The organism is Mycobacterium gordonae, assembly GCF_017086405.1.
Taxonomy (GTDB): Bacteria; Actinomycetota; Actinomycetes; order Mycobacteriales; family Mycobacteriaceae; genus Mycobacterium; species Mycobacterium gordonae_D.
Map to the genome: position 1 here is coordinate 6,273,179 of NZ_CP070973.1, position 24,344 is coordinate 6,297,522.

The window sequence follows — 24,344 nt, forward strand, 5'->3', positions numbered from 1 at the left end:
GCTATCGAGAGGGGAGGCCACTGTGCTGCTTGAGGAGCTCAAGCCGGGGCTGCGTGTCGACGGGTTGATCCCGGCCGCGGTAATCACGGTCGTCGCCACCCAATGGCACGGCACCGATGCCCTTGAGCTGACCTACAAGACCGCGGCAGGTCACCTTGGCCAACAAGTCCTGTTTCGCAAGGACCAGGATGCACTGACAATCGCCCAATCCGGCAGCCGACCCTTCGATGCCGCCGCATCCGACTTCAAACTCGTCGCCGAGGCTCAGCGCATCCAGCTGGCTGGCCTATTCGACCCGATGCTCGCCGTGGCCACCAGCGACGTGCGTCCGCTGCCGCATCAAATCCGCGCGGTCTACGGCGAGCTTCTCCCCCGCACCCCGTTGAGGTTCCTGCTCGCTGACGATCCGGGCGCCGGAAAAACCATCATGGCCGGCCTCTACATCAAAGAGCTGATTCTCCGCGACGACGTCAAGCAGTGCCTTATCGTCGCACCGGGCGGACTGGTCGAGCAGTGGCAGGACGAACTGTTCTTCAAATTCGGGCTGCGCTTCGACCTGCTGACCAATCAGCTGATCGACGCCAACGTGAACCTCAACGTGTTCGAGACCAACCCGCTGCTGATCGCCCGCATGGACCAGCTGTCCCGCAACGAGGAGCTGCAGAAGCAGCTCAAGGACACCGAGTGGGACTTGGTGATCGTTGACGAGGCCCACCGCATGGGCGCCCACTACTTCGGCGCCAAGTTGGAAAAGACGAAGCGCTTCCTGCTCGGCGAGCTGCTTGGTTCCATCACCCGCCACCTGCTGCTGATGACGGCCACCCCGCACTCCGGCAAGGAAGAAGACTTCCAGCTCTTCCTCACCCTGCTGGACCGCGACCGCTTCGAAGGCAAGCATAAGAAGACCGCCGACACCAGCGGCATCATGCGCCGAATGGTCAAGGAAGACCTGCTCACCTTTGAGGGCAAGAAACTCTTCCCCGAACGCATCGCCGAAACCGTCCCCTATGAGCTCACCGCGCTGGAATACGAACTGTACGAACAGGTCACCGCCTACGTCCGCGAGGGCATGAACCGCGCCGACCGGGTCGGCGGCAAGCGCAAGAACACCGTAGGCTTCGCCCTCACCGTGCTGCAACGCCGACTTGCTTCCAGCCCCGAGGCCATCTACCGCAGCCTCGTCCGCCGCACCGAGCGCCTGGAACGCAAGAAGCAAGAGATCCTCAACGGCACCTACGTCGAGAAGGACCCCAGTATCGACGTCAGCGCCCTAGACGCTGACGAGTACAACGCCGACGAAATCGAAGAGCTTGAGGAAGAGCTGCTCGACGCCGCCACCGCCGCCCAAACCGTCGAGGAACTCGACGCCGAGCTGCTCGAACTCGCCGAGCTGACGAACGTCGCCAAGCAGGTTCGCGACTCGGGCACCGACCGCAAATGGACCGAGCTGAGCACGATCCTGCAGGACAACGCGCTGACCACCGACAAGGACGGGGTGCCGCGCAAGTTCATCATCTTCACCGAGCACCGCGACACGTTGGACTACCTGACCGCGAGGATCCGCTCGCTGCTCGGCAAGCCGGATGCGGTGCAGGCCATCCACGGCGGTGTTCGCCGGCTGGAACGCCGAGTGATCACCGAGGAGTTCACCAAGAATCGCGGCTGTCAGATCCTGCTGGCCACTGACGCCGCCGGCGAGGGTCTAAACCTGCAGGCCGCGCATCTGATGGTCAACTACGACCTGCCGTGGAACCCCAACCGCATCGAGCAGCGCTTCGGCCGCATCCATCGGATCGGCCAAGAGGAAGTGTGTCGACTGTGGAACCTGGTTGCGAGCAACACTCGCGAAGGTGACGTGTTTGTGCGGTTGCTGGTAAAGATCGAAGAACAGCGAAAGGCCTATGGCGGCAAGGTTTTCGACGTACTCGGAGAGGCGTTTGCCGAAACTTCGTTGCGGGACCTGCTGCTGCAAGCGATCCGCTACGGCGATCAGCCCGAGGTGAAGGCGAAGATGCACGAGGTGATCGACGGGCAGGTGTCCGAAGGGTTGAAAGAATTGCTCGAAGAACGTTCCCTAGCTTCTGAACATCTCGCCGAGGCCGACCTGGAGGAGCTGCGCGCTGCGATGGACGAAGCCCGAGCACGCCGGCTCCAGCCGCACTACATCGAGTTGGCTTTCAAGTCTGCATTTACCAGGCTGGGCGGGCGCATCGTCAAACGTGAGCGGGGCCGCTACGAAATCGCGAACGTCCCTGCACAGGTCCGGTCAGGCAAGTTCGGGCCGATTGCCACCAGGTACGACCGAGTCACATTCGACCTCGGGCAAGTCCAGCCCGACGGACTGGTCCGTGCTGACCTGCTCGCGCCCGGACATCCGCTGCACGACGCGGTGATGGATGAGGCGATTCGCCGCCACGGCGCTGTCTTGAACAGCGGCACCGTGTTGGTGTCCTCCACGCTGGAGGAACCGCACCTGCTGGTTGGTGTGGTCGAGGAGGTCGCCGACGCGACTGGCGCGACAGTGTCGCGACGGTTCGGGTACGCCTATGTCGACAGCATGGGCACGGTGAGCCCGGCCGGCCCAGCGCCCTACCTTGACTGCGTGGCCGCCCCCGACGTGTCGGTGGTGCTGGCCGCGCGGCAGCTCCCATGGCTAGCCGACGCAGAAGACCGGGCGATCAGTTGGATCATCGCCAACCAGCTCCCGGCGTACCTGGCCGAGGTGCAGCCCAGGCGTGCCGCCGAATTGACCAAGACTCGCGAGCTAGTCACGAAACGCCTTGAACACGAACGAGATCGACTAATCCTTGATGCGACGGTTGCTGCCGAGAAGGAGCAAGCCGGTGAGAAGGCTAAGGAGTCGGCTGAAAGCTTGAACCGCAAAGCCGTCGAGCTGGACGCCCGGCTGCGCAGGCGGTTGGCAACCGTCGATCAGCAGGCGCAGATGTCGACAAAGCCGCCACGCATCCTCACTGCGGCGCTCGTTCTGCCGGTCAGGATGCTTGAAGCAGATCTGCCAGCGACGGCGCCGATCCATGCGAAGGAAACTAAAGAAGTCGAACGCCGCGGAGTGGACCTGGTGCTCGCCCGAGAACGACAGCTCGGGCGCACCCCGGTCGAACAGGCCTTCAACAACAAGGGTTTTGACGTCCTATCGTATGCGCCCAATGGTGACACCTACCGCATCGAAGTCAAGGCGCGCATCGACCGCGCAAAAGACTTCTTCGTCACCCACAACGAGGTAATGGTCGGCAAGAACGCAGCGCCCCGGTACCGGCTCGCCCTGGTGACGGTCGATCCGCGTGGGGTGCAGCACGACGAGGTGCGGTATCTCGACGACCCGTTCGCAACAACCGATCTCGGCGATTTCGACTCGACCGGTATCCGCGGCGATTGGGCGAAAATGTGGGCACGCGGATCGGAGCCGTTTTGATGAAAACACAGAAGACCGCGCAGAAGCGCAAGCTGATAGAGGTTGCGCTTCCACTGGAGGCAATAAATCGGGAGTCCACACGGGAGAACTACATCTACAAGGGGAATCCTTCTTCAGTCCATAAATGGTGGACCCAGAAGCCGCTCGCCGCGGCGAGAGCTATACTCTTCGCCCAACTCGTTGACGATCCGTCCGCACGTCCCGAAGAATTTCCCACCGAGGAGTTGCAGCGCAAGGAGCGAGAGCGCCTGCATTCGTTGATCGAGCGCCTCGTTGTGTGGGAGAACGCGAGTAACGACGAGCTGTTAAAAGAAGCTCATACTGAGATCCACAAGTCGACCGATGGAAATCCTCCACCAATATTGGATCCTTTCGCGGGGGGCGGCACCATTCCGTTAGAGGCACAACGGCTGGGGCTGCAAGCTCACGCCTCCGACCTCAACCCTATCGCCGTGCTCATATGCAAGGTACTCATTGAACTCGTTCCAGGGTTCTGCGATCAGCCGCCGTTGTACCCCGGTCTCGCTGAATCGGAGATTCGGACGTGGAAGGCCGCCGAAGGACTTGCTGCAGATGTCCGGGCGTACGGATCCTGGCTACGGGATCAAGCCGTAGCGCGATTCGGTGACCAGTATCCGAGCGTCGAGGGAAAGCAGGTAATTGCATGGCTGTGGGCACGTACCGCACGGTGCCCAAACCCAGCGTGCCGAATCGAAACACCCTTGACTCATACATGGTGGGTTTCGAAACGCAAAGGGCGAGAGTGCTACGTCGAACCCCAGATTGTCGCCGATCCCAACGATAGCTGCGGCAAGCGCGTGCAATTTGAGCTGCGTCACGGCAAAGCCGGGGCTCCCACCGCCGCCAACGATGGGACCATCGGCCGACAAGGTGCGCGATGCGTTGCCTGTTCAGCAGCAATTCCATTGAATTACATCCGCGCCGAGGGACAGGGTGGACGTTTGTCGCAGCGCCTAACTGCGATCGTCGTCGAAGGGCAACGTGGCCGCGAGTACACGCCACCGACGAAAGCCCACGAGGCAGCCGCATTGATCAACGTGCCGGACAGCGCGCCGGCTGGCGATCTTCCAGAACAAGCACTTGGGTTCCGCGTGCAAGGGTACGGGTTTGAGCAGTACTCGGATCTATTCACTGCGAGGCAGTTGACTGCGCTGATTGGGTTCTCGGATCTCGTTGGTGAGGTGCAGAGCAAAGTCATCGCTGACGGCGGTTCCACCTCGCAAGCAGCAGCCATCGCAACGTTGCTAGCAATGTCGCTGAGTAAAGTGGCAGATTACTCGAACTCTTTAGCACCCTGGTATCCACAGGAAGATCGGCCCAAGAATCTGTTTGCCCTTCAGGCAATCCCGATGGCATGGAATTTCACCGAATTGAACCCACTGTCCGAGATTGGGGGCGGATGGACTCGATCTGTGAAAGTGGTCAGCGAATCATTCGAGAAACTGAACACAACGCACCCCGGGCAGGTAACACAATGTGACGCCGCAAAAGCAAAGTTCGATGGGTGCCTGATTTCAACGGACCCGCCGTACTACGACTACGTTCAATACTCCGATTTATCGGACTTCTTCTACGTCTGGCTACGACGCTCGCTGAAAAAAATCTATCCCACGTTGTTTTCAACAATGCTTGTTCCGAAGGCAGACGAACTAGTGGCTAATCCCTATCGACATGGTGGCCGTGACGGCGCTAGCGAGTTCTTTAAACATGGCTTCGAACGAATATTCACAAAGGCCCGAAAAACGGCCTACCCCAATGCCCCGATCACGGTGTACTACGCCTTCAGACAAACTGAAAGCAGTGAGTCGGGATACGTGCCAACCGGCTGGGAAGTCCTGCTAGAAAGTATGATTCGAAGCGGTTGGCAGATCACGGGAACCTGGCCGCTAAGAAGTGAACGCGGTGGACGAATGAGGGACATTTCGTCGAATGCCTTGGCGTCTTCGATTGTCTTGTCCCTACGTCCGCGTGCCATCACGGCACCGCGGACGAGCCGCCGCGAGTTTATCGCCCATCTTGAACGCGAGCTCCCGACAGCGTTGCGCAAACTGCAGCAGGGACGAATTGCTCCGGTCGACCTTCCGCAGGCAGCAATTGGGCCAGGCATGAGCGTGTTCAGCTCCTATAAAGACGTTCTCGAGCCCGACGGCTCAACCATGTCCGTCGGATCCGCATTAGCTCGCATCAACGCGATACTTGATCAAGTTTTGAACGAGCAAGAAGGAGACTTCGACGCGACAAGCCGCTTTGCCATCGCCTGGTACCGCCAGCACGGCTATGGCACAGGAAAATTTGGTGATGCCGACAACCTCGCGCGCGCGCGGAATACCAGCGTTAACTCCATGGATCGTGACGGGATTCTGATGTCGCGTGCAGGGGAGGTTGCGTTGGTTAGACCGGCAGATCTCGATGCGGGTTACGACCTCCTAGTCGATCCTCACACCAGCAACTGGGAAGCACTGCACCACCTCGTCAAGCTGCTTGAGGAGGACGGCATTACCCCCGCGGGCAACTTCTTGCGCACTGCGCTGTCCCGTCCAGACGGTGCGATCGATGCCGACCTGGTCAAGGAACTCGCGCACTTGCTGTTCCGGATCGCTGAGGCCAACAGCTGGACCAAGGATGCACTCAGCTTCAACAGCCTGGTCACCAGCTGGCCGGAGATCATTGCCGCCGCCCGGTCGGAAAAGCCGACAACCTCCCAGGGCTCATTCGATTTCGAGGAAGACGCAGACTGAGATGGCACTGAGCAACCGTGACCGCATCAACAAGATGTTCGAGATCATCGCACCACCTCTGGACGACTTCATCTCCCTAGTGATTGGACAGGGCGACCCGGCGGTCGGTGCGGCCTGGCCGAAACTCGTGCAAGCCAAAGATGGGGCATCCGGCACGAAAACGTACAGCGCTCACGACCCACAGGTGCAGTTTCGTCTCCTCACCGAGTCGAACATCACTTCGGGGTTCAAGAAGGGCTGGTATCCCTTCAGCAAGAAGCTGGGCAAAGCTGGTGAATCCTTCGCAATTGAGCTGCGCGAAGTCCGAAACAATTGGGCGCACAACGGAACCTTCACCGACGACGATGCTTATAGAGCCCTCGACACAGGCGAGCGGCTGCTCAGACTGATCAATGCAACCGACGAGGCAACCGAGTTGCAAGCCATCCGACTCAACCTACGCCGGGTCGCCGCCGACAAGGACGACAAAAAAGTCCTCAAAGCCGCTGTCGACAACCCCGAGTCCACCGGCCTTAAACCATGGCGCGAAGTTCTGCCGCCCCACGATGACGTCGCCACTGGAAACTTCGCCGCATCCGAATTTGCCGCCGACTTATACAAAGTGGCTTTCGGCGGCGAGCAGGACGTCGACTATGCCGACGCTGTCGAGTTTTTTCGCCGCACCTACCTCACGGAGGGATTAACCGATCTGGTCGGGCGAGCGGTACGCCGCCTCTCCGGCGACGACAACGCTCCCCCAGTCATTAACCTGCAAACCAATTTTGGTGGCGGCAAGACTCACTCAATGCTCGCGCTGTGGCACGTCGCAGCTGGCCTGCCAGTCGGCGAGTTCCCCCAGGAGACTCAGGAGCTGCTCACGAAGAACAGCTACACCGGCAGCAATGTCAATCGCGTTGCCATCGTCGGCAACCACTTCAGCCCTGCCGGCGTGACCAAAGACGACGGCACCCAGATCAACACCATCTGGGGCGAACTAGCCTGGCAGCTCGGCGGGCCGGATGCGTTTGCGCTTGTGGCCAAGGCCGATGCTAACCGCACCACGCCGGGTGATGCGCTGCACGATCTTTTGGCGAAATATGCGCCGGCCGTCATCCTTATCGACGAATGGGTGGCTTATGCGAGATCATTGGTCGGTCGTGACGACTTGGCCGGCGGTACTTTCGACGATCAGTTCACCTTCGCTCAGTCGCTGACTGAAGCCACCAAAGGCACATCCGGTGTCTTACTGGTGATCTCTATTCCCGCATCCGAGTCCGGCGACGACACCGAGGCCATCGCTGGAAGTGCCGAGGAGGTCGGTGGGGCACACGGTTTGGAAGCGTTGAAGCGCTTGCAGAACGTAGTGCGACGTGTTGCCGACCAGTGGCGACCAGCCTCATCCACCGAGGCGTATCAGATTGTGCGGCAACGATTATTCAAGCAACCTGATGCGGCAGCACTTGCCGCCATCGGCGCGACAGCCCGGGCGTATATCGACATGTACCGCAAGTACAGCGATGACTTCCCCCGAGACTCCCGAGATACAACATACGAAGACCGGATCAAACGGACATATCCCATTCATCCTGAGCTGTTCGACCGGCTCTACGAGGAGTGGTCATCGCTGGAGCGCTTCCAGCGGACCCGGGGCGTGTTGCGATTGATGAGTACGGTAATCCACGCACTGTGGTCCGGAGAAGACGCTTCACCGTTGATCATGCCCGGATCGATTCCGATTGCCACCGCGAGCGTGAACCAGGAACTCACCCAGTATCTCCATGACTCATGGAAGGCGGTCATAGATGCCGATGTCGATGGACCCCATTCAGAACCGGCGCGGATCGATAAGGACAAACCACTCTTCGGCCAGCGGTCGTTGACAAAACGCCTCGCCCGCACGGTTTTCTTCGGTGCCGCACCCACGATCGGGTCAGCCCACAAGGGGATCGAAACCCAACGCGTATTCCTAGGTACCGCAGTGCCCGGTGACGTGCCGGGTAACTTCCACTCCGCTCTCACACAGCTCGGAGACCGTGCAACGTACTTCTACTCCGGCTCCGGCAAATACTGGTACGACCTGCACGCCAACATCACCCGCACTGCCAAGGATCAGGCCGAGCGTCTCCACAAAGAAGATGTATGGGCGGAAATAGCGCGGCGCTTGCAGAGTCAGGCAAAAACGCGTGGCGATTTCGCCGGGGTGCATGTGTGCCCCGAAACCAACGCCGACATCCCTGACACCGACGAGGCGCGCCTGGTCATCCTGCATCCCAAGGTCGCTCACAAACGGGGAACCGATTCAGCCGCAAGGGAATTCGCCAAGAACGCCACAGAGCACCGCGGTACCTCCCACAGAACCAGCCGCAACATGCTCGTATATCTGGCCGCCGATGAGGCACGCCTCGATGAACTCGACTCCGCGGTACGCGAGTACCTGGGCTGGGCACATGTACTGAATAACGAAGTCGACCTTGACCTGACTCAGAACCAGAGGAACCAGGCGACCCAGCGACAGTCCCAGGCCGATGGCACGGTGAATTCCCGCCTGCTACAGACATTTACGTGGGCACTGGTGCCGTCGCAACCCGACGCCGGCGCTCCGTTCATCGTGCGCGAGACAAAAGTCGAAGGACAGTCGGAGTCGTTGGCAGAGCGGGTATCACGCCGGCTCGGCAACGACGGAGACCTGTCGATCCGCCAAGCCGCGGCCACCATACGACTGGCGATTGGCAAGGTTCCCCAGATCTGGAAGGACGGCCACGTATCCCTCGGGGCGCTGTGGCGGCTATACAGCCAGTACCCGTACATGCCGCGTTTGCGCGACCGCCGAGTGCTGGATGAAGGCATCGTCGACATGCCAATGATCTGGCAGACAGATGCGTTCGCACTGGCCACCGGCTTCGATGAGGCCGCAAAGCGTTATATCGGGCTATGGACACCCGATGACAGCGGCACCGCCCCGGCAGCGACAGACTCACTGCTGCTGGTGCGCCCCGACGTCGCGGCGAAGCAGCGCGACTCCGAGGTGAAGCCGCCACCATATCCGGGTGACGACACCACGCCGCCTGAAGTAGACAAGACCACGAAGCCATCAGTCGATATCGCATTTCCTCCGCCGAAGACCCGCTTCTACGGGGTCAAGACCCTCAGCTCCGACAAGATTGCGCTGGATTTCAAGAACGTCGCCGAGGAAGTCCTTTCGCACCTACGCGACTCAGGCGCGTCGCTCGTCGTGAAGATCGAGATCGAAGCCACGGATGCGGACGGCTTCGACGAGAGCAAGATCCGGACGATATCGGAGAATGTGCAGACGTTGAAGTTCGATCAGTCGGGGTTCGAAGAGACGTGAGCTTCACAGAACTCCACCGCAGATAGCGAAAATCATTCGTCCGCAGAAAAAAATTCGGCCGCCGCAGTTCCCAAGGCGATTGCGTGACCCTTTGCGGCCGCGCTCGAAATTACATCCGGATACTTCAACTGACGGGCAGCGTAGCCAAGAACGATCGACCATATCTCACGGTCACTGGTCGCGGCATCTGCTAGCCAATCTTGGCAAACGCCAACCCATTCAGGTATTGGACAATCGTCAAGAAAGCGCTCAGTACCTAGCGCTCTGCACTGATCAGGGGTAGGCCACTGCCCGTCGCGAATCGGCGACGCACGATGAAATAACGGCGATAGCAGCGCAGTCACCGGATCGACGAGACGAGAAGCCATCTTCTCGTCGTCAAAGTCGATCAGAATTGGACTGCCACCCACTAGCAATATGTTGCCTGGATGCAGGTCTCCATGCTGCGCGACGATAGTCGTGGGTACCCCTAACGTCGCTCTTGGGCAAGCGATTCCTTCGCCGGCGAGTAGATCACGTGCCTTGGTCCACGCGATCAGCGGTCGCATGAGTTCCTCCAGGGTGTGTGTGACAGCAGCACCATGAAGAGCCTCCCGCATTGCGTGCGTGATCTCCGCGAGTCCGCGTGAAGCAAGTTGATCATCAGAGAGGATCAGGTCGAGTAAAGGCCGAGGTTCGCTTCCGGCCAATTGCGAAACTTGAGCATTCCGCGCATCACAGAGACCGCCTATCGACGCGACAGATGCGGCGACGAATCGTGCTGGCAGCAGCGACCTTAGACCTCCGGTGGCGGTGGTTGGAATGCGGTCGGACTGTTTGACCACAATTGACGCGATGGTCCGACCCTGGCGGTCTACAACCTGGCACCACCACACTAGTTTGCCGCCCAAGCCGCCTGTGAGGGGGACTGCGCGAATCGATGTGCCGCCGAAATGCCGCGCAACACATCTGAGCAGTCGACGGCTTATTCTTCTGGGCTGGTCGTCGCCGATCACGCCGTCAACGTGGATATCGCTGAGCCTGTCGAGATAGCCTCTCAGCTCATCGATATAGCGTCCAAATTCCAGCGTTTGTTCTTTCTCGAATGGATATACCCTCACAATGTGTTCTCCAGCCGGACCAACCGGAATAACGCCTCTATTCAAAGTGAATTGTGCGTGTATGAAATCCGTGTGACCGGTAAAAACGATAAACGGGGTGTCGGGCAACTTGTCGAGCATGACATTCAATAGATCGTCGCCCGTCTGATCTGTCGGCTCGTCCGAGGCAGAGCGTGGTAATCGTCGATCCAAGACCACGAGATCCACCGGCCGCTTGATCTCATCGACGGCCTCTACCGCGGCCTCGTAGTTTTCAAATACCATTACATCAAATCCCCGCTCTGACAACACCGCCCGATTGAAGTAAATCTGTTCCTGATCGTCTTCAACCATGATTGCGTACCTAGGCAAATCTGCCCCCTCTGAGTAAGAACGTCACAGTCCCGCCTGATGCGGAGAGGTCGAAATCATATCCAAGTCGGCTTGAGGCCAATTCAATGATTCGAGTACCGAGACCACGATGGCCCCTCTTGCTCGTTCGACCTGTCGCAGATATTTTCGTATAGTCAAAAGTCGTACCCAAGAAGCGATTTCGAATAGTAATCCAGAACGTGCTATCGCCAACATTAGTTGCGATCAGTATCTGACCCTCACTCGTGTTGAGTTCACGGGCCGCGTCGACAGCGTTGTGAATAGCGTTGGTCATAATTAGCATCAGAAGTCCAGGGTCAGTGAAGATTCCATCAGACGACTCCTCGGGAAGTTCGAGTGTGAACATTGAAGAGGGATACTCGTCCGAAATGCACGCATTTACAATCTCACTAAGTGACACCTGCTGCCGCTGCGGCAGTCGATGAGCAGCAGCCAAACTGCTCAAACCTTCTACGCGCCTCCGCAATGCTTCGATGGCGCTATTCGTTGCGCTGGAATCAAAATCTGGCAACTCTTTGTCGGCAGAATAACGTACCCAGCCGATCGCGGGTTGCATCTCATGCCGGATGATGCCGGATAACTCTTCGAGTATTGCCGTCGTGTCTGCGTCGCGATCTGTCGGATGCTCAATTGAATGTTGCGATTGAGCTTCTTTATCGTCGATCCTTCTTAAAGCGACATCAATGGCCCGACGAATACGCGGGACACCTTCGTGAGCCGCGGCCTCAATCAGCCGACTGCGGAATCTCGGGTCGAGGTTTTCCTCAACCGCCCATTGGATTGCACGCATCCTCTCCGAAGGCAGTTCTGATGCGAGCTTCCGCAGAAATTCGTCCTCGTTCACGTATCAAATCCGTGATCACGGTAAAACTGAGCGCGGCGTCTGAACGCGTCTTCGCCACCCTCCATTAGCTTGGTGATAGCGTCAACAACCGCTGGTGCATCGTAAGACCCCGACGCCTCGACTTCACCACGCCGCCCGTCGCTAACAAGTTGGACAACTTTCGCAGCAGACCCAAGCACGGGGATGTTGGCATTGTGTGTCGCTATCACCGTTTGGGCATTAGACACACTGCGCTTATTCAGCCCGACGACGACTGTGTCGACAAGGAAAGCGTTATCAAGATGGTCTTCGGGCTGATCCAATAACAAGGGGCGTGCATGTTCAGTTAGGAGAATTGGCAATGTAACAGCACATTTCTGGCCAGTTGATAGTGTTTCGACGCTTTTTTGCATGGAGCCGTCTTGCAGTAAGAAATCGGCCATGTCATCGAGTTTAATGATCGACAAAGCCGATAAGGTTTCGGAATTACGGAGCGCGTCCAGAGCTCGGCTGACGCGATCAGTCGACAGTTCGGTCGCGGCACTAGCCGCGTCGATATCCCCGCGCTCGACAAAGTCAAGGAGCTGCCGCGGGAGGAGATTTTTCGAGAAAATATCGGCGATGGAGCCATACCGCATCCCACTGCCTTGGAGCGAGGTGATTAAAAGGTCCCGAAAAGCCCGGGAATCGGCGAGGTGTTCAATCGCAACTGTGATTCGCGAGGTCAGGTCCTGGGATACCGCGCTCGCAATATCTCTCCGACGCAAATACAACTCTTCGTCGGCTTGTTCGGCCCTGTCGAGCAGACGGTCGCGCTGGGCGTGGAGTAAGTTGTACCGGGCGGTTAGCTCCTCAGATCTAGCTTTCTCGGCGTCTAGACGTTCAAGCTCGGCGCGAACTTTCCGTATCTTTGTCGTCAGCTCGCCAAGCCCTCGCTCCGCCGTGTTCAGGTCGCTTCTGATCGGCTCGGCCTGTGCGCGAAGCTCAAGTTCCAGTGCTGCACGCCTGGCTCTCGACTGATTCAACCGCTCTGAAGCAGCATCGATGTGCGCGTTTAGTGAGACGACTGACGCTTGAAATTCGACGAGTGAGGGCCGAACGCGGGTAATATCATCAGGGGGTAGAGGAATATCGAGCAGTCTATTTGCCTGGTCGAGAAGTGTTTCGTAGGTCTGAGTTAGATCATTAATTGAACTAACTGCGTATTCCGAAACATTCTGCTGAGATTGAATTTCTAGAAGCGTGTTCTCGAGGGTGCGTAATATTTCTCGTTGGGTGGTGAGTGACGCTGAAGCGTCAGACATGAGGATTTTTTCCTCGTTGGCCAGGTTAGCGAGATCTGATTGAAGAAGTGACCGTAGGCTGGTTCGTTCCTCGATCTCACGAATCTCGATACCCAGTGCGAAGAGCTGCTGAGTGATCGATGCGATCTCATCGATGTCACTATCGCCGATTTCCGATTTCGCGCGAAAGTCGATCAACCGAAGCCTGCTATCGGCGTCCGATGCAATTGACTCGAGCTCATTCTGGCCCAGTACCAAGGCCGTCTCTGCAAATTCAGGACGCCGCCCTCCACCTTCGGCGTCTACCACCAGCCGGTAAGACGAATCTCCGTCCTCGATGTCCAAGACGACTTCGCCGTCTCCGAGCATCGACCGAACTCGGCGGACCTCGGCATCATTGCGCTTCTGGTCTGCGTGCGAAGTGCCGAGGGCGTGTCCGATCAACTCCAGCAGGGTTGTCTTGCCCGCCCCCCGCGCGCCGATCACGACATTCAGACCGGACTCGAGGCGCACATCGAGGCCCTCCAAGAAGCCACCCGTAATCCTCAGACGAGATATCCACACGCTTGCATCTTTGCTTATCGAGAGGCAGATCGCGGAGAGTGAAGTGCCGCGCCTCTCACAGATTATGGAGTGCTGGCTCACCTTGGTGGGGTCACGATGTCTCCACGGTGGCACACGCACCATATAAGGCGCCAATCCGCCGGGGCGAATGTCGCTGGTACATTGCGGAACCTGAACCTCAGAGTGGACGGAGTCGACGAGCGGTCGCCACGGCGACCAGGTCGTATCTCATAGCTGCGCTGTCGGTCGACCACATGTAGCACCAACCAATAGCGGCAGCATTTTGCAGCATTTATAGGAGGTCAACTCCATCGTGCGCCCGCGACTTCGGCGACTCTTCGAACGCGTCCAAGACACGTACCCCGAAAGCCGGCACCATGGCTGACTGCACTTCTTCTATTGTCATCCAACGGATTTCACAAGCTTCCTCAGTGGCGTGGGGCTCACCATCGGTTGGCCTGCAGCGATACACCAACGCGACGATTCCGTGAGTCAAGTTCTTGTAGACGCCAGTGAGCCGCTCGACCGTGACCTCAAGTCCGGTCTCTTCCAACACCTCACGCCGAACACCCGACTCAAACGACTCGTCGAGTTCGAGCACACCGCCGGGCGCCTCCCAGTGGCCGTTGTCGTCGCGCTTGATCACGAGTACGCGGCCGTCGTCGCGGACCACGATGCCAGCGACGCTGACCGAGTGTTTTGGTGTGGCTGCCATGCGTGAGACTCCTCTGCGGCCGACTCCATTAGTGACAGGGGACGTGTCGTTTCCCTAGACTAGTCGCCTAGACATGTATGGAGAGGCTCTCAGGTGCTGCAACTTGGCCATATCGACCGGGCGGACGACAAACCGCCCTATCGACAGATCGCCAGCATGTTGCGTGACGCCATCAGCTCTGGCCAACTAGGAGCAGGTGAACGCCTACCCTCCGAGGCCGCGCTGATTGAGCATTTCGGGGTCGCGCGGATGACAGTTCGCCAGGCAGTTCAGGATCTGCGCGCCGAAGGCCTGGTGATATCCGAGCACGGTCGCGGAGTGTTCGTGCGGCCAGCTCCCCCAATTAGGCGGCTCGCCTCGGATCGCTTCGCGCGGCAACATCGCGCCAGCGGTAAGGCAGCGTTCACCGTCGAAGCGGAGAAGTCCGGCTACACACCTCATCAGGTCGACAACATCACCGTTTCGCGCGAGAAGCCGGATTCTGTCGTGGCCGAACGCCTTCGACTGACAAACGATGATGAAGTTGTGGTTCGATCACGGCGTTACCTTGCCGACGGCAAGCCAGTAGAAACGGCGACTTCATACATTCCTGCCTCATTCGCCCAGGGCACCAAGATCGAACAGACCGATACCGGGCCAGGCGGCATATACGCGCGCCTCGAAGAGGCCGGCCACACCCTCGCGCGATTCACTGAGGAAGTTGGCGCGCGTATGCCCACCCCCGAAGAGCGCCGCGCCTTGCAACTCCCGGCAGGGGCGCCTGTCCTGACGGTGGTTCGGACGGCCTACGACACCAACGATGCAGCCGTCGAGGTGTGCGACACGGTGAAGGTGGCATCGGCCTACCTGCTGGAATACGACTTCTCAGCGCGCTGAAACTTCCCGAAACGACCAAATGCACATTAACGCTTGACTTACTCCTCTAGACGACTAGGTTGAGTAGTCATCTAGTCAATCCAGTTGAAAGGTTCAACGATGTCCATTCCCAAATGGCTCCAGATCGGCCACGACCAAGTGTTCTCCCTCGGTGCGTTCCTCGTATCCGAGGTCACTCCAATGATCGACTTCGACAAGTCCTCCGGCGAGAACCGCGTGCAGGCGAGGGACCGCGACACTGGCTTACCCATGTGGCAGGTCGAAGCACTCGACGGTGATCCCGCCGCGCCGAAGCGAAGTCGCACGGTGACCGTCAAGTTCGCCGCGCCGACGCAGCCGGCGGCACCCACCAATTCCAGCGGAACACCTTTCACCCCAGTTGTTTTCGAAGGCCTAATGACCCTCCCGTACATCGAGCGGTCCGGCGACTTCTCACGGATCGCCTGGTCGTTCCGCGCCGCGGGCATGACGGCACCCGGCAAGCCGTCCGCAGCGTCGAACTCGGGTCGGGTGTCGGCATGAATCCCGACCCGTACGAACTGACCGATCCCGATACCCCGTTTCGGATCGACCACGTGCTGAATTTCCTCACCGCTTTCACCCTGTGCGTAGCGATCATCGCGATCGTCATCGGCGCCGCTCTCATTTGCTGGCGACTGCACTCACCAGAGACGTACGAAGAGCGGTTCGCAACCCCTGCCCGACTCCTGCGCTGGCGTCTTTGGGCGCACCTCTCATGGCAGAAGCTCTGCAAGCGCTGCGGCTTGTCCGCTGCGGAGCAGATCACGCGCCGCGACAGCGAAGGTCGACAGTTCACGTCAACCCGTTGGTTTCATCCAAAGCTATTGGCAACAGACGTATTTCGCACCACCCTGCGTCTGACTGTCCGGGCCAGGATGGGTCAGACTGTCGAAGACTTGGAGCGTGCGGTTCCAGCGATTCGCGACGCTGCGGGCGCTCACTCGGCACGGTCGGTTGTCGTCTACCCCGGCACGCTGCGGATCGAACTGGTCATGCGGGAACAGCTCTCGACAGTAGGCAACGCGGTGCCGCCGACGACGGTAGCGACAGCGCGGGTCACGCTCGGGCGTTGCGAGAACGGCTCAGCCTGGAGTCTGCAATTGAGCGGTCGACACACCCTCACGGTGGGCTGTTCAGGGGCAGGCAAAGGTTCCGTCTTCTGGGGCATCGCCTGTGGTCTCGGTCCTGCTGTCGCCGCCGGCGTGGTTCGTCTGGTGGGAATCGACCTGAAATACGGCATTGAATTGTCGGTCGGCTCTGAGCTGTTCACGAAGATCGCCATCACGGAAGCCGATGCCGTGGAAACCCTTGCCGCGCTGGAGAACTTGATGGACCAGCGCGGGCAACGTATGGCTGGACGCTCACGCCAGCACATCGCGAGTCGTGATACGCCGTTGGTGGTGCTGCTGATCGACGAACTCGCCGGTCTGACCAACTACCTGTCCGATCCGGCCATGTGCAAAGCGGGCAAAGCATCGTTGTCGCGGATCTTGTCCAAAGGCCGCGGCCTGGGGATTGTGGTGGCCGCATTCGTACAAGATCCCCGCAAGGAAATCATCCCCATGCGGGAATTGTTCACCCAGACCATCGCGCTGCGGCTGCGTTCACGCGACGAAGTCGCGATGGTGCTCGGCGACGGCATGGTCGACAAAGCGCCCGCGCACCGAATCAGCCCCGACCAACCCGGCACCGGCTACGTCATCGCGGAAGACGGACAGGTGACCAAGGTCCGATCCGACTTTTGGAGCGATGACCAAATCCGCACCACCGCAAAGCGATACAGCCGAGCACGCACACCTGGAGGAAAGAGCGATGAGTGACGACTGGCCACTCTTCGAATCACCCGACGAGAATAAGTTGGCGAGGCACGCCGATCTCATCCACCGCGCCCAGCTCGTCAGCAGAGACGGATGGGGCCGGTATCGGCGCCTCTGGTCGTGCGGCGAAGTCATCGGAACCGCCCTTGTCCTGGGTGACGACGCCGAGCTCCAGCGCTGCGGCGAGACCAGGCACTCCGCGCTGGAGCGGTGGGCATTCGATCTATGGGGAATGACTGGCGGCCAAGCCGACGCCGAGGCCGGATTGCTGCGCACCCAAGCCTGGTTCGACTCCATCCGTGCAGCGAGGTGAGAGGGTGGTCACTCACGGCCTGCGCGAGGCTCTCGTCAACACGGGCAACTTCCCAGAATTGCTTACTGCCGAACAGGTCTCAGCGCTATTAGGCGTTTCCGCTGCGACCCTTAACCGCTGGGCGGCGCTCCGCGAAACCACCGGCGAACAGATCGGCCCACCCTGCTACACATTGTCAGGGCGCCTGCGGCGCTGGGACTGCGCCGAAGTCCGGTCCTGGCTGAAGCAGGTGCGTCGGTAATGGCGGGTAACACCCCTCGCGGCATCCGCAAGCGCCTCAACGCAGCCGGCCAGCCCCGCTACCAAGTCCGCTACCTCATCCGCGATCCGGACGCGCCATCGGGCTGGGTCGAAACGTCGGCCACCTTTCCGACCCTGCGCGAGGCAAAGGCGTTCAAATCCGACCGCGATAACGAAGCCGCGCTCGGTGCACGTCGATTCGACCCACGCCTCGGACGCACACCGCTGAACCAGATCTGGACGCAGTTCTCCGATTCCAAAAAGCCCGCGGTGTCACCGAAGACCTGGAGCGGATACGTCCAACACTGGGAACTGCGAATCGCCCCCCGGTTTGGTCACATCCCCGTCGACGAAATCTCCCGCGCCGACGTCCAGGCGTTCGTTGACGGCCTGACGGTTGGCCCGTGGGCAAAGGTTTCCACGCTGCGGCTGATGCGCTCAATTCTCGATGTCGCCCACCAAGACGGGCGCATCCACCGCAACCCCGCCCTTGGTGTCTCAGCGGGCCGCATTCCCGAGCGGGATCGCCATCGCTACCTGTCCGCACAAGAAATCCAGACCCTGGCTACCGCATGCGGAGACCAGGGCGACGTCGTGACCATCCTCGCCTACACCGGCTTGCGTTGGTCCGAACTCGTCGGCCTCCGCGTCAAGGACATCGACCTGGCTGCCCGTCGGCTCTACGTCCGACGGGCAGCGCCCGAAGTCGAAGGCCGCATCATCATCGGGCCACCCAAGACCCGCGCCGGTATCCGTACCGTCCCGCTCCCCCAGGTCGTCGTCGACATCCTCAAAACACGGATCGGCGGTCGGGCGCCCGACGAGCCTGCCGTCACCTCATCGAACGGAACAATGCTGCGCTCCAACGACTAGCGCCGTCATACGCACTGGAACAAAGCCCTGAAGAAGACTGACCTGGCCCCGCTCACTATCCATGATCTACGTCACACTTACGCCAGCCTGGCCCGTAAATCTGGGGCTGACCTGCGCTACGTGCAGAAAACGATGGGCCACTCGACACCGACAGTCACGGCGAACATCTACAGCAAAGCTCGGGAATTGCATCAGATGGGCGCGTTTGCGCAGGTCGCCAGCTGAGCGGGGTGCGGGAATGGTTCCGCGTCGCGAGTTCGACACGCCGCATCACCTGCATTGCTTGAGTCGCTAACCCGTTTGATGCACGATCCGTGCGTCAAAGGGTCGCATCGATTCTGGGTTGGAGGCAGGTGTGGGACGAGCGGATCTGGCCGGTGCGGCGCATCTGGAGCTGGTCTCCGGGGTGGTACAACTGCGCCCGGAGGACGCCATGGTGGAGGCGATGTTGCGTGGCTGGCGGGCCCAGCAGACCGCGCGCGGGCTGCAGGAAGAGACCGTCACGCCACGCGAGCGGCTGGTGCGCCGGTTCGTCGAATTCACCAACGAGTATCCGTGGCACTGGCTGCCCGGCCACGTCGACGAGTGGACCCAATCGTTGACAGCTGAGGCGCATCTGGCGCCGTCGACGATCCGCGGCTACCAGACCGAACTGCGGTTGTTCACAGAGTATCTCTGCGACGCCCGTTACGGGTGGGTTGCCTTGTGCGAGAAACAGTTCGGGCCGGGGAAACATCCTGTGCCGATCTGCCACGAGTGGAATACGATCGCGCACCTCAACGATTATGAGGGCCGCCCGGAGGCCCGGGCGTTCACGCGTGCGGAGATCCAGCGGTTCCTCGACTACGCCGACGATCAGGTCGAGCGCGCTGTGCGGGTGAAACGCAAAGGGGCCCTTGCTGCCTATCGCGACGCGACAATCTTCAAAGTCATCTACGGCTGGGGTTTGCGGCGCACGGAAACTGCGAAGCTTGACCTGGTTGATTTCGGTCGGAATCCCAGGGCTCCGCAGTTCGGGCGCTACGGGATGCTCAACGTCCGTTACGGCAAGGCCAAGAGGGGCCAGCCACCGCGGCGTCGGAATGTGTTGTCGGTGATGGATTGGGCGGTGGAGGCGGTCGCGGACTACGTCGAGAATGCCCGGCCGAAGTTCGGCTGTGAGGACCACCCGGCCCTGTGGGTGACCGAGCGGGGTGGGCGGATCAAGTCCGTGGAGATCAACGCTCGGTTCGTGGCCTACCGTGACGCGTTGAAGTTGCCGAAAGCGCTTGTGCTGCATTCAATTCGCCACTCGTACGTCACACATCTCACCGAGGATGGTGTCGACCGGCGATTTATTCAATCCCAGGTTGGGCACGAATGCGACAGCTCGACGGCGATCTACACCCACGTCAGCACCGACTACATGAACACGATGCTGCAACGAGCGCTCGCGCCCGCGCTCGATGCGGGCGTCCCGGCAGACAAGGACAGCTGATGTCGGCCAAGCTCGATTATCAATGGCACTTGCGCAAGGTCATGGCTGAGCGCGGAATGTTCGCCACCACCGACCTGATCGTCCCGCTGCACGAGCGTGGCATCGTTTTGTCCTCGAGCCAGGTCTACCGGCTGGTCGTCGATCGTCCCGAACGGCTGAGCCTGAAGGTTCTGATGGCGCTGCTCGATATCCTGGACTGCGCCTTGGATGACCTGATCGAGCCGGTTGCGCCCGCTACGGCCGGAACATCGCGGAAGAAAGCCGCGGGAGCTGAAGTCGGCATCGGGAGTTTGCGGCCCAAGCGGGCACGCGTTCGCGGCGCCGAGCTGCCGTGACCCACATCGATCACGGCCGCGCGGTGACCGATCCGGTCGAGTTCATCACCGAGCTGGTGGTGGCGGTCGATGATCGGCTTGCTCCCGAAGAGATCCGCGCCATCGTCTCCACGATCGCCGGCGGTCGGGCAAAGTCGCGGCGTCTGGCAGCTTTTCTCGCCGACCATCCGGCGGTGTTGCGCGACGGGAGGTCTCCGGCACCCAGGGTGATCGGTGATCTATTGATCGCGCTGCGCTCTGCTGGTGCGTCGGTGTCGGCGCCGGTCTGTGCGGACTGCGACAAGCAGTTGCGGGCTCTGCAGCGGATGGGCCAGGACTGGTATTGCGGGTCGTGCAGCCTGCGCACGGTTGCATGTGCGGCCTGCGGGCAACGCCAACGCGTGGCCACCCGTGATCGCGCCGGAGGGCCGCGATGCGCGCAATGTCCCGATCGCGATGAACGCGATCCGATCTCGGTCATCTACGACGTGATCGCCCAACTGGATCCGGCCGCCGACCGCGACGTGATCGCAACAGCGGTCCGCACGCTGGCATCCCGGCCGGCACACCAACGAAAGATCGGCTGGTCGTTAGAAGCGCAACCCGAATTACTCACCGGAGCTGGCTATCTCGCTCCCGTGCGCGCGATCGTTCCGCTGATCGATGCGCTTCGCGCCGCGGGTATCGGTGGCATCGTGGCACCGGCGTGTCCGCGGTGTCATCGCGTCGTCAAGGTCGACAAACCCCTCGATGGGCAGCGGGTCTGCCGCACCTGCATCGCCCACAGCCGCATCCAGGAATGCGCACGCTGTGGGGCGCACCGCGAACCAGCCACTCGCGACCGCAACGGTCGGCCGTTGTGTTCGAACTGCTTGATCACCGACCCCGACAACCTCGAAATCTGCCTCAACTGCGGTCGACGACGCCCGGTCAGCCTCCGAACGCCGGACGGGCCGATCTGCGGATGCTGCCCGCCCCTGCCGATCACGACTTGCTCGATCTGCGGTGAAGAAAGACCTTGCGGCACATCCCGAATCACCGGGCGGCCGTGGTGCCCAGACTGCCAGCACCACACAGCACGATGCTGTTCTTGCCGACAGACCGCACCCATCATCTCGGGCACCCGCACCCAGCCACGCTGCCAGGACTGCACCACCGGCGAAGTCTGGCACGACTGCCCAACCTGCAACGACCCCTCCTACCCCCATCCCGGCCAATGCGGCCGTTGCCTGATCAACAGCTCACTCAACGAGATCCTCGGCCCGCCGTCGGCATCGCTTCATCCCGGTCTGCAAGCGCTACGGCACAACATCGCCACCGCCGAACACCCCATCACCGCCATACGATGGCTAAAGAAGAAACCCGTCGCTGTGGTCCTGGCCGACCTCGCCGCCGGTCGCCGCGATGTGACACACGACGCGCTCGACGAACTGCCCCAAAGCCAGCCGCTGGCGCACCTGCGCGAGGTCCTCATCGGCGTCGGCGCCCTGCCCGCCCGCGATGAACAAATGATCCGGATCGAACGATTCGTCAGCCAGACACTAGCTGCCCATGCCGACCCCGAACTGCGGAAAGTGTTGCACCACTACACAACTTGGCACCTTGTTCGTCGACTGCGGCAACGCAACAACGGCCGCCCGACCACCATCCAGCAGTTCGCGTGCATCCGTCAGCGCACCTACGGAGCTGTCGCTTTCCTGGACTGGCTCACCGTCAACGGGCTCACCCTCAGCAGTTGCGGGCAAGCCGACCTCGATCGCTGGCTGACCGACCACACCACGACATATCGCGATCCAGCCGGGCACTTCATCCGTTGGGCCCACAACAGCAAGCTGACCAGCGTCCGAGCCCGGACGCACCGATGGACAGGCCCCACCCAATCCCTCGATGAACAGCACCGCTGGAACACCGCGCGACGCCTCCTGCACGACACCAACCTCAAACCCGAAGACCGCCTCGCTGGCCTACTCGTCCTTCTCTACGCCCAGAACCCGGCCAGCATCTGCCGAATGGTCGTCACCAACATCGACACCACCAGCGACCCGGTCAGCCTGCACCTAGGCCGCGCACCCATCCATCTCCCCGAGCCCGTCGCCGAGATCGCCCGATCCGTCGTCGCCAACCGCAAGGGCCACGCCACAATCGGCGCTCTATCGCCTTCGCCCTGGCTTCTTCCCGGCGGCCAACCCGGACGACCGATCAGCACCGGCCAGCTGACCCATCGACTCAACCGACTCGGAATCCGCCCCGGCCCCGCTCGCAGCACCGCCCTGTTCCAACTCGCCACCGAGATCCCCGCCGCGATCTTGGCACGCACCCTGGGCATCCACACCGACGTCGCCGTGGCCTGGCAACGCCTGTCCGCAGGAGACTGGACCAGCTACGCCGCCGAGGTCAGCCAGCGCCCGACCAGAGCGTAGGGGCATTCGGACAGTTCCAATACCCGACGTCACCATTTGACCTTTATGCGGACGAACTGGACCAGGTGGCAACAAATCTGGATCAGCTTCACGCGGCCGAGACGCAACCACCCAAGACCGGACAAGAACCGGACGAATAAATCCGACAACCGAGTGCATGAACCGTGCCTATGCAGGTAGAACGTGGTGGCCAGGGGCGGGATCGAACCGCCGACCTTCCGCTTTTCAGGCGGACGCTCGTACCGACTGAGCTACCTGGCCGAAAGCCGGCAGGCAGCGTGTGCCTCGCCGTGCTGGCGACCCTGACGGGACTCGAACCCGCGACCTCCGCCGTGACAGGGCGGCGCGCTAACCAACTGCGCCACAGGGCCTTGCTGTACTGCTGTGCTCCGCGGGTGCCCGCGTAGCCAGTACCCCCTACGGGATTCGAACCCGCGCTACCGCCTTGAAAGGGCGGCGTCCTAGGCCGCTAGACGAAGGGGGCCAGAACCGAATCTCTCCGGGGCACTCGCAACGCGATTACTGTTGGGAGCCAAGCCAGCTTAGGTCACCCCGGCCCCAATCCTCAAACGAGCCCTCCGCCGGCACCCAGTATTGTGATTCTCCGCTGCCCCTATAGCTCAGTTGGTAGAGCTACGGACTTTTAATCCGCAGGTCGTAGGTTCGAGTCCTACTGGGGGCACCGAACGAGCGTCAACCGGCTCCGACCTGCTACGCCAGGGGCCAGAAGCCGCAAGGTCGAGTCGAAATCGGACGCTTCGGGTGATAGCCATCACGCTTGGTTATGCTCGCGGCTATGCTTCCCGACGTGAATCCCGCTGAGGTACAACCCAACGCCCCCGTAGCCCTGGTGACGCTGGAGATCCGTCACCCGGCAACAGACTCCCTGACCGAGTCGGCAAGCCGCGAACTCAAGCAGCTGCTGGTCAATGACCTGCCGATCGAACGCCAGGCCCAGGATGTCCAGTGGGGCATGACTGCCCCCGGTCAGCCGCCGCAACCGGTAGCGGATCGCTTCGTCCGCTACTCCAACCGGGAGAACACCACCGCGGCCTCGCTCAAGAACCAGGCGATCGTCGTCGAAACCAGCGCATACAGCAATTTCGACACCTTCCTCGACATCGCTATGCGGGTGGTCGACGCTCGTTCGGCCGTCTCGTCAATCGTGGGCATTGAACGGATCGGTCTGCGCTACGTCCTGGAGATCCGGGTTCCCGCCGGCGTCGACGGCCGGATCGAATGGACCAACTGGATCGACGAAAGCCTGCTCGGACCCCAACGCCTGGCGCCGGGCGGGCTGACCCTGACCGAATGGCAGGGCGCCGCCGTCTACCGCGAAGCCCAGCCGGGTAAGTCACTCATCGTGCGTTACGGACCTGGTGTCGGTCAGGCGCTCGACCCGAGCTACCACCTGCGTCGGGTCACCCCCGCGCAGACCGGACAGTTCTTCCTGATGGACATCGACAGCTTCTGGACCCCGCCCACCGGCGCGATCCCGGAGTACAACCGGGAAGCGCTCGTCTCGACCTACCGGGATCTCTACGCGCCCGCGCAGACGGTCTTCCAGGACATGCTCACGCCCCGACTGAAGGACGAGCTGCTCCGCGGGCAGTAAG

Annotated in this window: 16 protein-coding genes, 4 tRNA genes and 2 pseudogenes; 15 read left to right on the forward strand and 7 right to left on the reverse strand. The window is 60.8% G+C overall.

Annotated features, from left to right (window positions below; genetic code table 11):
- Positions 1 to 22: 22 nt before the first annotated feature.
- The 3 genes from JX552_RS26910 to JX552_RS26920 are packed head-to-tail and all read left to right on the forward strand — an operon-like array spanning position 23 to position 9,520.
- The gene (locus JX552_RS26910; protein WP_205874821.1) at positions 23 to 3,433 is read left to right on the forward strand and encodes a DUF8742 domain-containing protein; all 3,411 of its coding nucleotides are present in this window, start codon (positions 23 to 25) and stop codon (positions 3,431 to 3,433) included.
- A complete protein-coding gene (locus tag JX552_RS26915; RefSeq protein WP_205874822.1) occupies positions 3,433 to 6,192 on the forward strand; it encodes a DUF1156 domain-containing protein in 2,760 nt (919 codons plus the stop codon). The genes JX552_RS26910 and JX552_RS26915 overlap by 1 nt, the downstream gene beginning before the upstream one ends.
- Before the next feature lies 1 nt (position 6,193).
- Entirely contained in the window at positions 6,194 to 9,520 is a 3,327-nt protein-coding gene (locus JX552_RS26920) for a DUF499 family protein (protein ID WP_205874823.1), read from the forward strand.
- Between the two features lie 32 nt (positions 9,521 to 9,552).
- Here the strand turns inward: JX552_RS26920 and JX552_RS26925 are convergent, their stop codons facing one another.
- The 4 genes from JX552_RS26925 to JX552_RS26940 all read right to left on the reverse strand — a co-directional run bounded on the left by JX552_RS26925 (position 9,553) and on the right by JX552_RS26940 (position 14,377).
- On the reverse strand, positions 9,553 to 10,953 hold the full coding sequence (locus JX552_RS26925; protein ID WP_205874824.1) for a response regulator: 1,401 nt from the start codon (positions 10,951 to 10,953) through the stop codon (positions 9,553 to 9,555).
- Between the two features lie 10 nt (positions 10,954 to 10,963).
- A complete protein-coding gene (locus JX552_RS26930) occupies positions 10,964 to 11,836 on the reverse strand; it encodes a GHKL domain-containing protein (RefSeq protein WP_205874825.1) in 873 nt (290 codons plus the stop codon).
- Positions 11,833 to 13,626: an AAA family ATPase gene (locus JX552_RS26935; RefSeq protein WP_205874826.1), complete on the reverse strand. Its 1,794-nt coding sequence runs from the start codon at positions 13,624 to 13,626 to the stop codon at positions 11,833 to 11,835. The genes JX552_RS26930 and JX552_RS26935 overlap by 4 nt, the downstream gene beginning before the upstream one ends.
- Positions 13,627 to 13,954: 328 nt before the next feature.
- Positions 13,955 to 14,377 carry an NUDIX hydrolase gene (locus JX552_RS26940; protein WP_205874827.1) on the reverse strand — a complete coding sequence of 141 codons (423 nt, stop codon included), beginning with the start codon at positions 14,375 to 14,377 and terminating at the stop codon, positions 13,955 to 13,957.
- A gap of 93 nt (positions 14,378 to 14,470) precedes the next feature.
- Between JX552_RS26940 and JX552_RS26945 the strand changes: the two genes are divergently transcribed.
- From JX552_RS26945 to JX552_RS34320, 10 genes and pseudogenes are all read left to right on the forward strand, one after another.
- Positions 14,471 to 15,253 carry a GntR family transcriptional regulator gene (locus tag JX552_RS26945; RefSeq protein ID WP_205874828.1) on the forward strand — a complete coding sequence of 261 codons (783 nt, stop codon included), beginning with the start codon at positions 14,471 to 14,473 and terminating at the stop codon, positions 15,251 to 15,253.
- A 99-nt stretch (positions 15,254 to 15,352) separates the two neighbouring features.
- A complete protein-coding gene (locus tag JX552_RS26950) occupies positions 15,353 to 15,775 on the forward strand; it encodes a plasmid replication, integration and excision activator (protein ID WP_205874829.1) in 423 nt (140 codons plus the stop codon).
- Entirely contained in the window at positions 15,772 to 17,094 is a 1,323-nt protein-coding gene (locus JX552_RS26955; protein WP_205874830.1) for an FtsK/SpoIIIE domain-containing protein, read from the forward strand. The genes JX552_RS26950 and JX552_RS26955 overlap by 4 nt, the downstream gene beginning before the upstream one ends.
- On the forward strand, positions 17,087 to 17,404 hold the full coding sequence (locus JX552_RS26960; RefSeq protein WP_205874831.1) for a hypothetical protein: 318 nt from the start codon (positions 17,087 to 17,089) through the stop codon (positions 17,402 to 17,404). Before JX552_RS26955 ends, JX552_RS26960 begins: the two co-directional genes overlap by 8 nt.
- Positions 17,405 to 17,408: 4 nt before the next feature.
- Complete coding sequence (locus tag JX552_RS26965; RefSeq protein WP_205874832.1) at positions 17,409 to 17,645, forward strand: helix-turn-helix transcriptional regulator; 237 nt, start codon at positions 17,409 to 17,411, stop codon at positions 17,643 to 17,645.
- A pseudogene (locus JX552_RS26970) lies at positions 17,645 to 18,715 on the forward strand (tyrosine-type recombinase/integrase); the annotation flags it as partial. The gene JX552_RS26965 and the pseudogene JX552_RS26970, both read left to right, overlap by 1 nt.
- Before the next feature lie 235 nt (positions 18,716 to 18,950).
- Complete coding sequence (locus JX552_RS26975) at positions 18,951 to 19,994, forward strand: tyrosine-type recombinase/integrase (RefSeq protein ID WP_205878713.1); 1,044 nt, start codon at positions 18,951 to 18,953, stop codon at positions 19,992 to 19,994.
- On the forward strand, positions 19,994 to 20,329 hold the full coding sequence (locus tag JX552_RS26980; protein WP_205874833.1) for a helix-turn-helix domain-containing protein: 336 nt from the start codon (positions 19,994 to 19,996) through the stop codon (positions 20,327 to 20,329). The genes JX552_RS26975 and JX552_RS26980 overlap by 1 nt, the downstream gene beginning before the upstream one ends.
- A complete protein-coding gene (locus JX552_RS26985; protein WP_241010743.1) occupies positions 20,326 to 22,728 on the forward strand; it encodes a hypothetical protein in 2,403 nt (800 codons plus the stop codon). The genes JX552_RS26980 and JX552_RS26985 overlap by 4 nt, the downstream gene beginning before the upstream one ends.
- Positions 22,729 to 22,766: 38 nt before the next feature.
- A pseudogene (locus tag JX552_RS34320) lies at positions 22,767 to 22,868 on the forward strand (site-specific integrase); the annotation flags it as partial.
- A gap of 44 nt (positions 22,869 to 22,912) precedes the next feature.
- Here JX552_RS34320 and JX552_RS26990 read toward each other — a convergent pair.
- The 3 genes from JX552_RS26990 to JX552_RS27000 all read right to left on the reverse strand — a co-directional run bounded on the left by JX552_RS26990 (position 22,913) and on the right by JX552_RS27000 (position 23,212).
- Positions 22,913 to 22,989 (reverse strand) — tRNA-Phe (locus tag JX552_RS26990).
- 33 nt (positions 22,990 to 23,022) lie between these two features.
- Positions 23,023 to 23,099, reverse strand: a tRNA-Asp gene (locus JX552_RS26995).
- Between the two features lie 40 nt (positions 23,100 to 23,139).
- A tRNA-Glu gene (locus JX552_RS27000) sits at positions 23,140 to 23,212 on the reverse strand.
- 125 nt (positions 23,213 to 23,337) lie between these two features.
- On the opposite strand from JX552_RS27000, the gene JX552_RS27005 reads away from it, so the two are divergent.
- Both JX552_RS27005 and JX552_RS27010 read left to right on the forward strand, forming a co-directional pair.
- A tRNA-Lys gene (locus tag JX552_RS27005) sits at positions 23,338 to 23,410 on the forward strand.
- 114 nt (positions 23,411 to 23,524) lie between these two features.
- On the forward strand, positions 23,525 to 24,343 hold the full coding sequence (locus JX552_RS27010; RefSeq protein ID WP_205874834.1) for a TIGR04255 family protein: 819 nt from the start codon (positions 23,525 to 23,527) through the stop codon (positions 24,341 to 24,343).
- Position 24,344 lies beyond the last annotated feature (1 nt).

What these genes read in the sequence shown, in the direction of transcription:
- JX552_RS27010 (WP_205874834.1), top strand. Translation starts at nt 23,525, where the DNA reads ATGCTTCCCGACGTGAATCCCGCTGAGGTACAACCCAACGCCCCCGTA.
- JX552_RS26975 (WP_205878713.1), top strand. Translation starts at nt 18,951, where the DNA reads ATGGTGGAGGCGATGTTGCGTGGCTGGCGGGCCCAGCAGACCGCGCGC.
- JX552_RS26980 (WP_205874833.1), top strand. Translation starts at nt 19,994, where the DNA reads ATGTCGGCCAAGCTCGATTATCAATGGCACTTGCGCAAGGTCATGGCT.
- JX552_RS26915 (WP_205874822.1), top strand. Translation starts at nt 3,433, where the DNA reads ATGAAAACACAGAAGACCGCGCAGAAGCGCAAGCTGATAGAGGTTGCG.
- JX552_RS26955 (WP_205874830.1), top strand. Translation starts at nt 15,772, where the DNA reads ATGAATCCCGACCCGTACGAACTGACCGATCCCGATACCCCGTTTCGG.
- JX552_RS26950 (WP_205874829.1), top strand. Translation starts at nt 15,353, where the DNA reads ATGTCCATTCCCAAATGGCTCCAGATCGGCCACGACCAAGTGTTCTCC.
- JX552_RS26925 (WP_205874824.1), bottom strand. Translation starts at nt 10,953, where the DNA reads ATGGTTGAAGACGATCAGGAACAGATTTACTTCAATCGGGCGGTGTTG.
- JX552_RS26920 (WP_205874823.1), top strand. Translation starts at nt 6,194, where the DNA reads ATGGCACTGAGCAACCGTGACCGCATCAACAAGATGTTCGAGATCATC.
- JX552_RS26940 (WP_205874827.1), bottom strand. Translation starts at nt 14,377, where the DNA reads ATGGCAGCCACACCAAAACACTCGGTCAGCGTCGCTGGCATCGTGGTC.
- JX552_RS26960 (WP_205874831.1), top strand. Translation starts at nt 17,087, where the DNA reads ATGAGTGACGACTGGCCACTCTTCGAATCACCCGACGAGAATAAGTTG.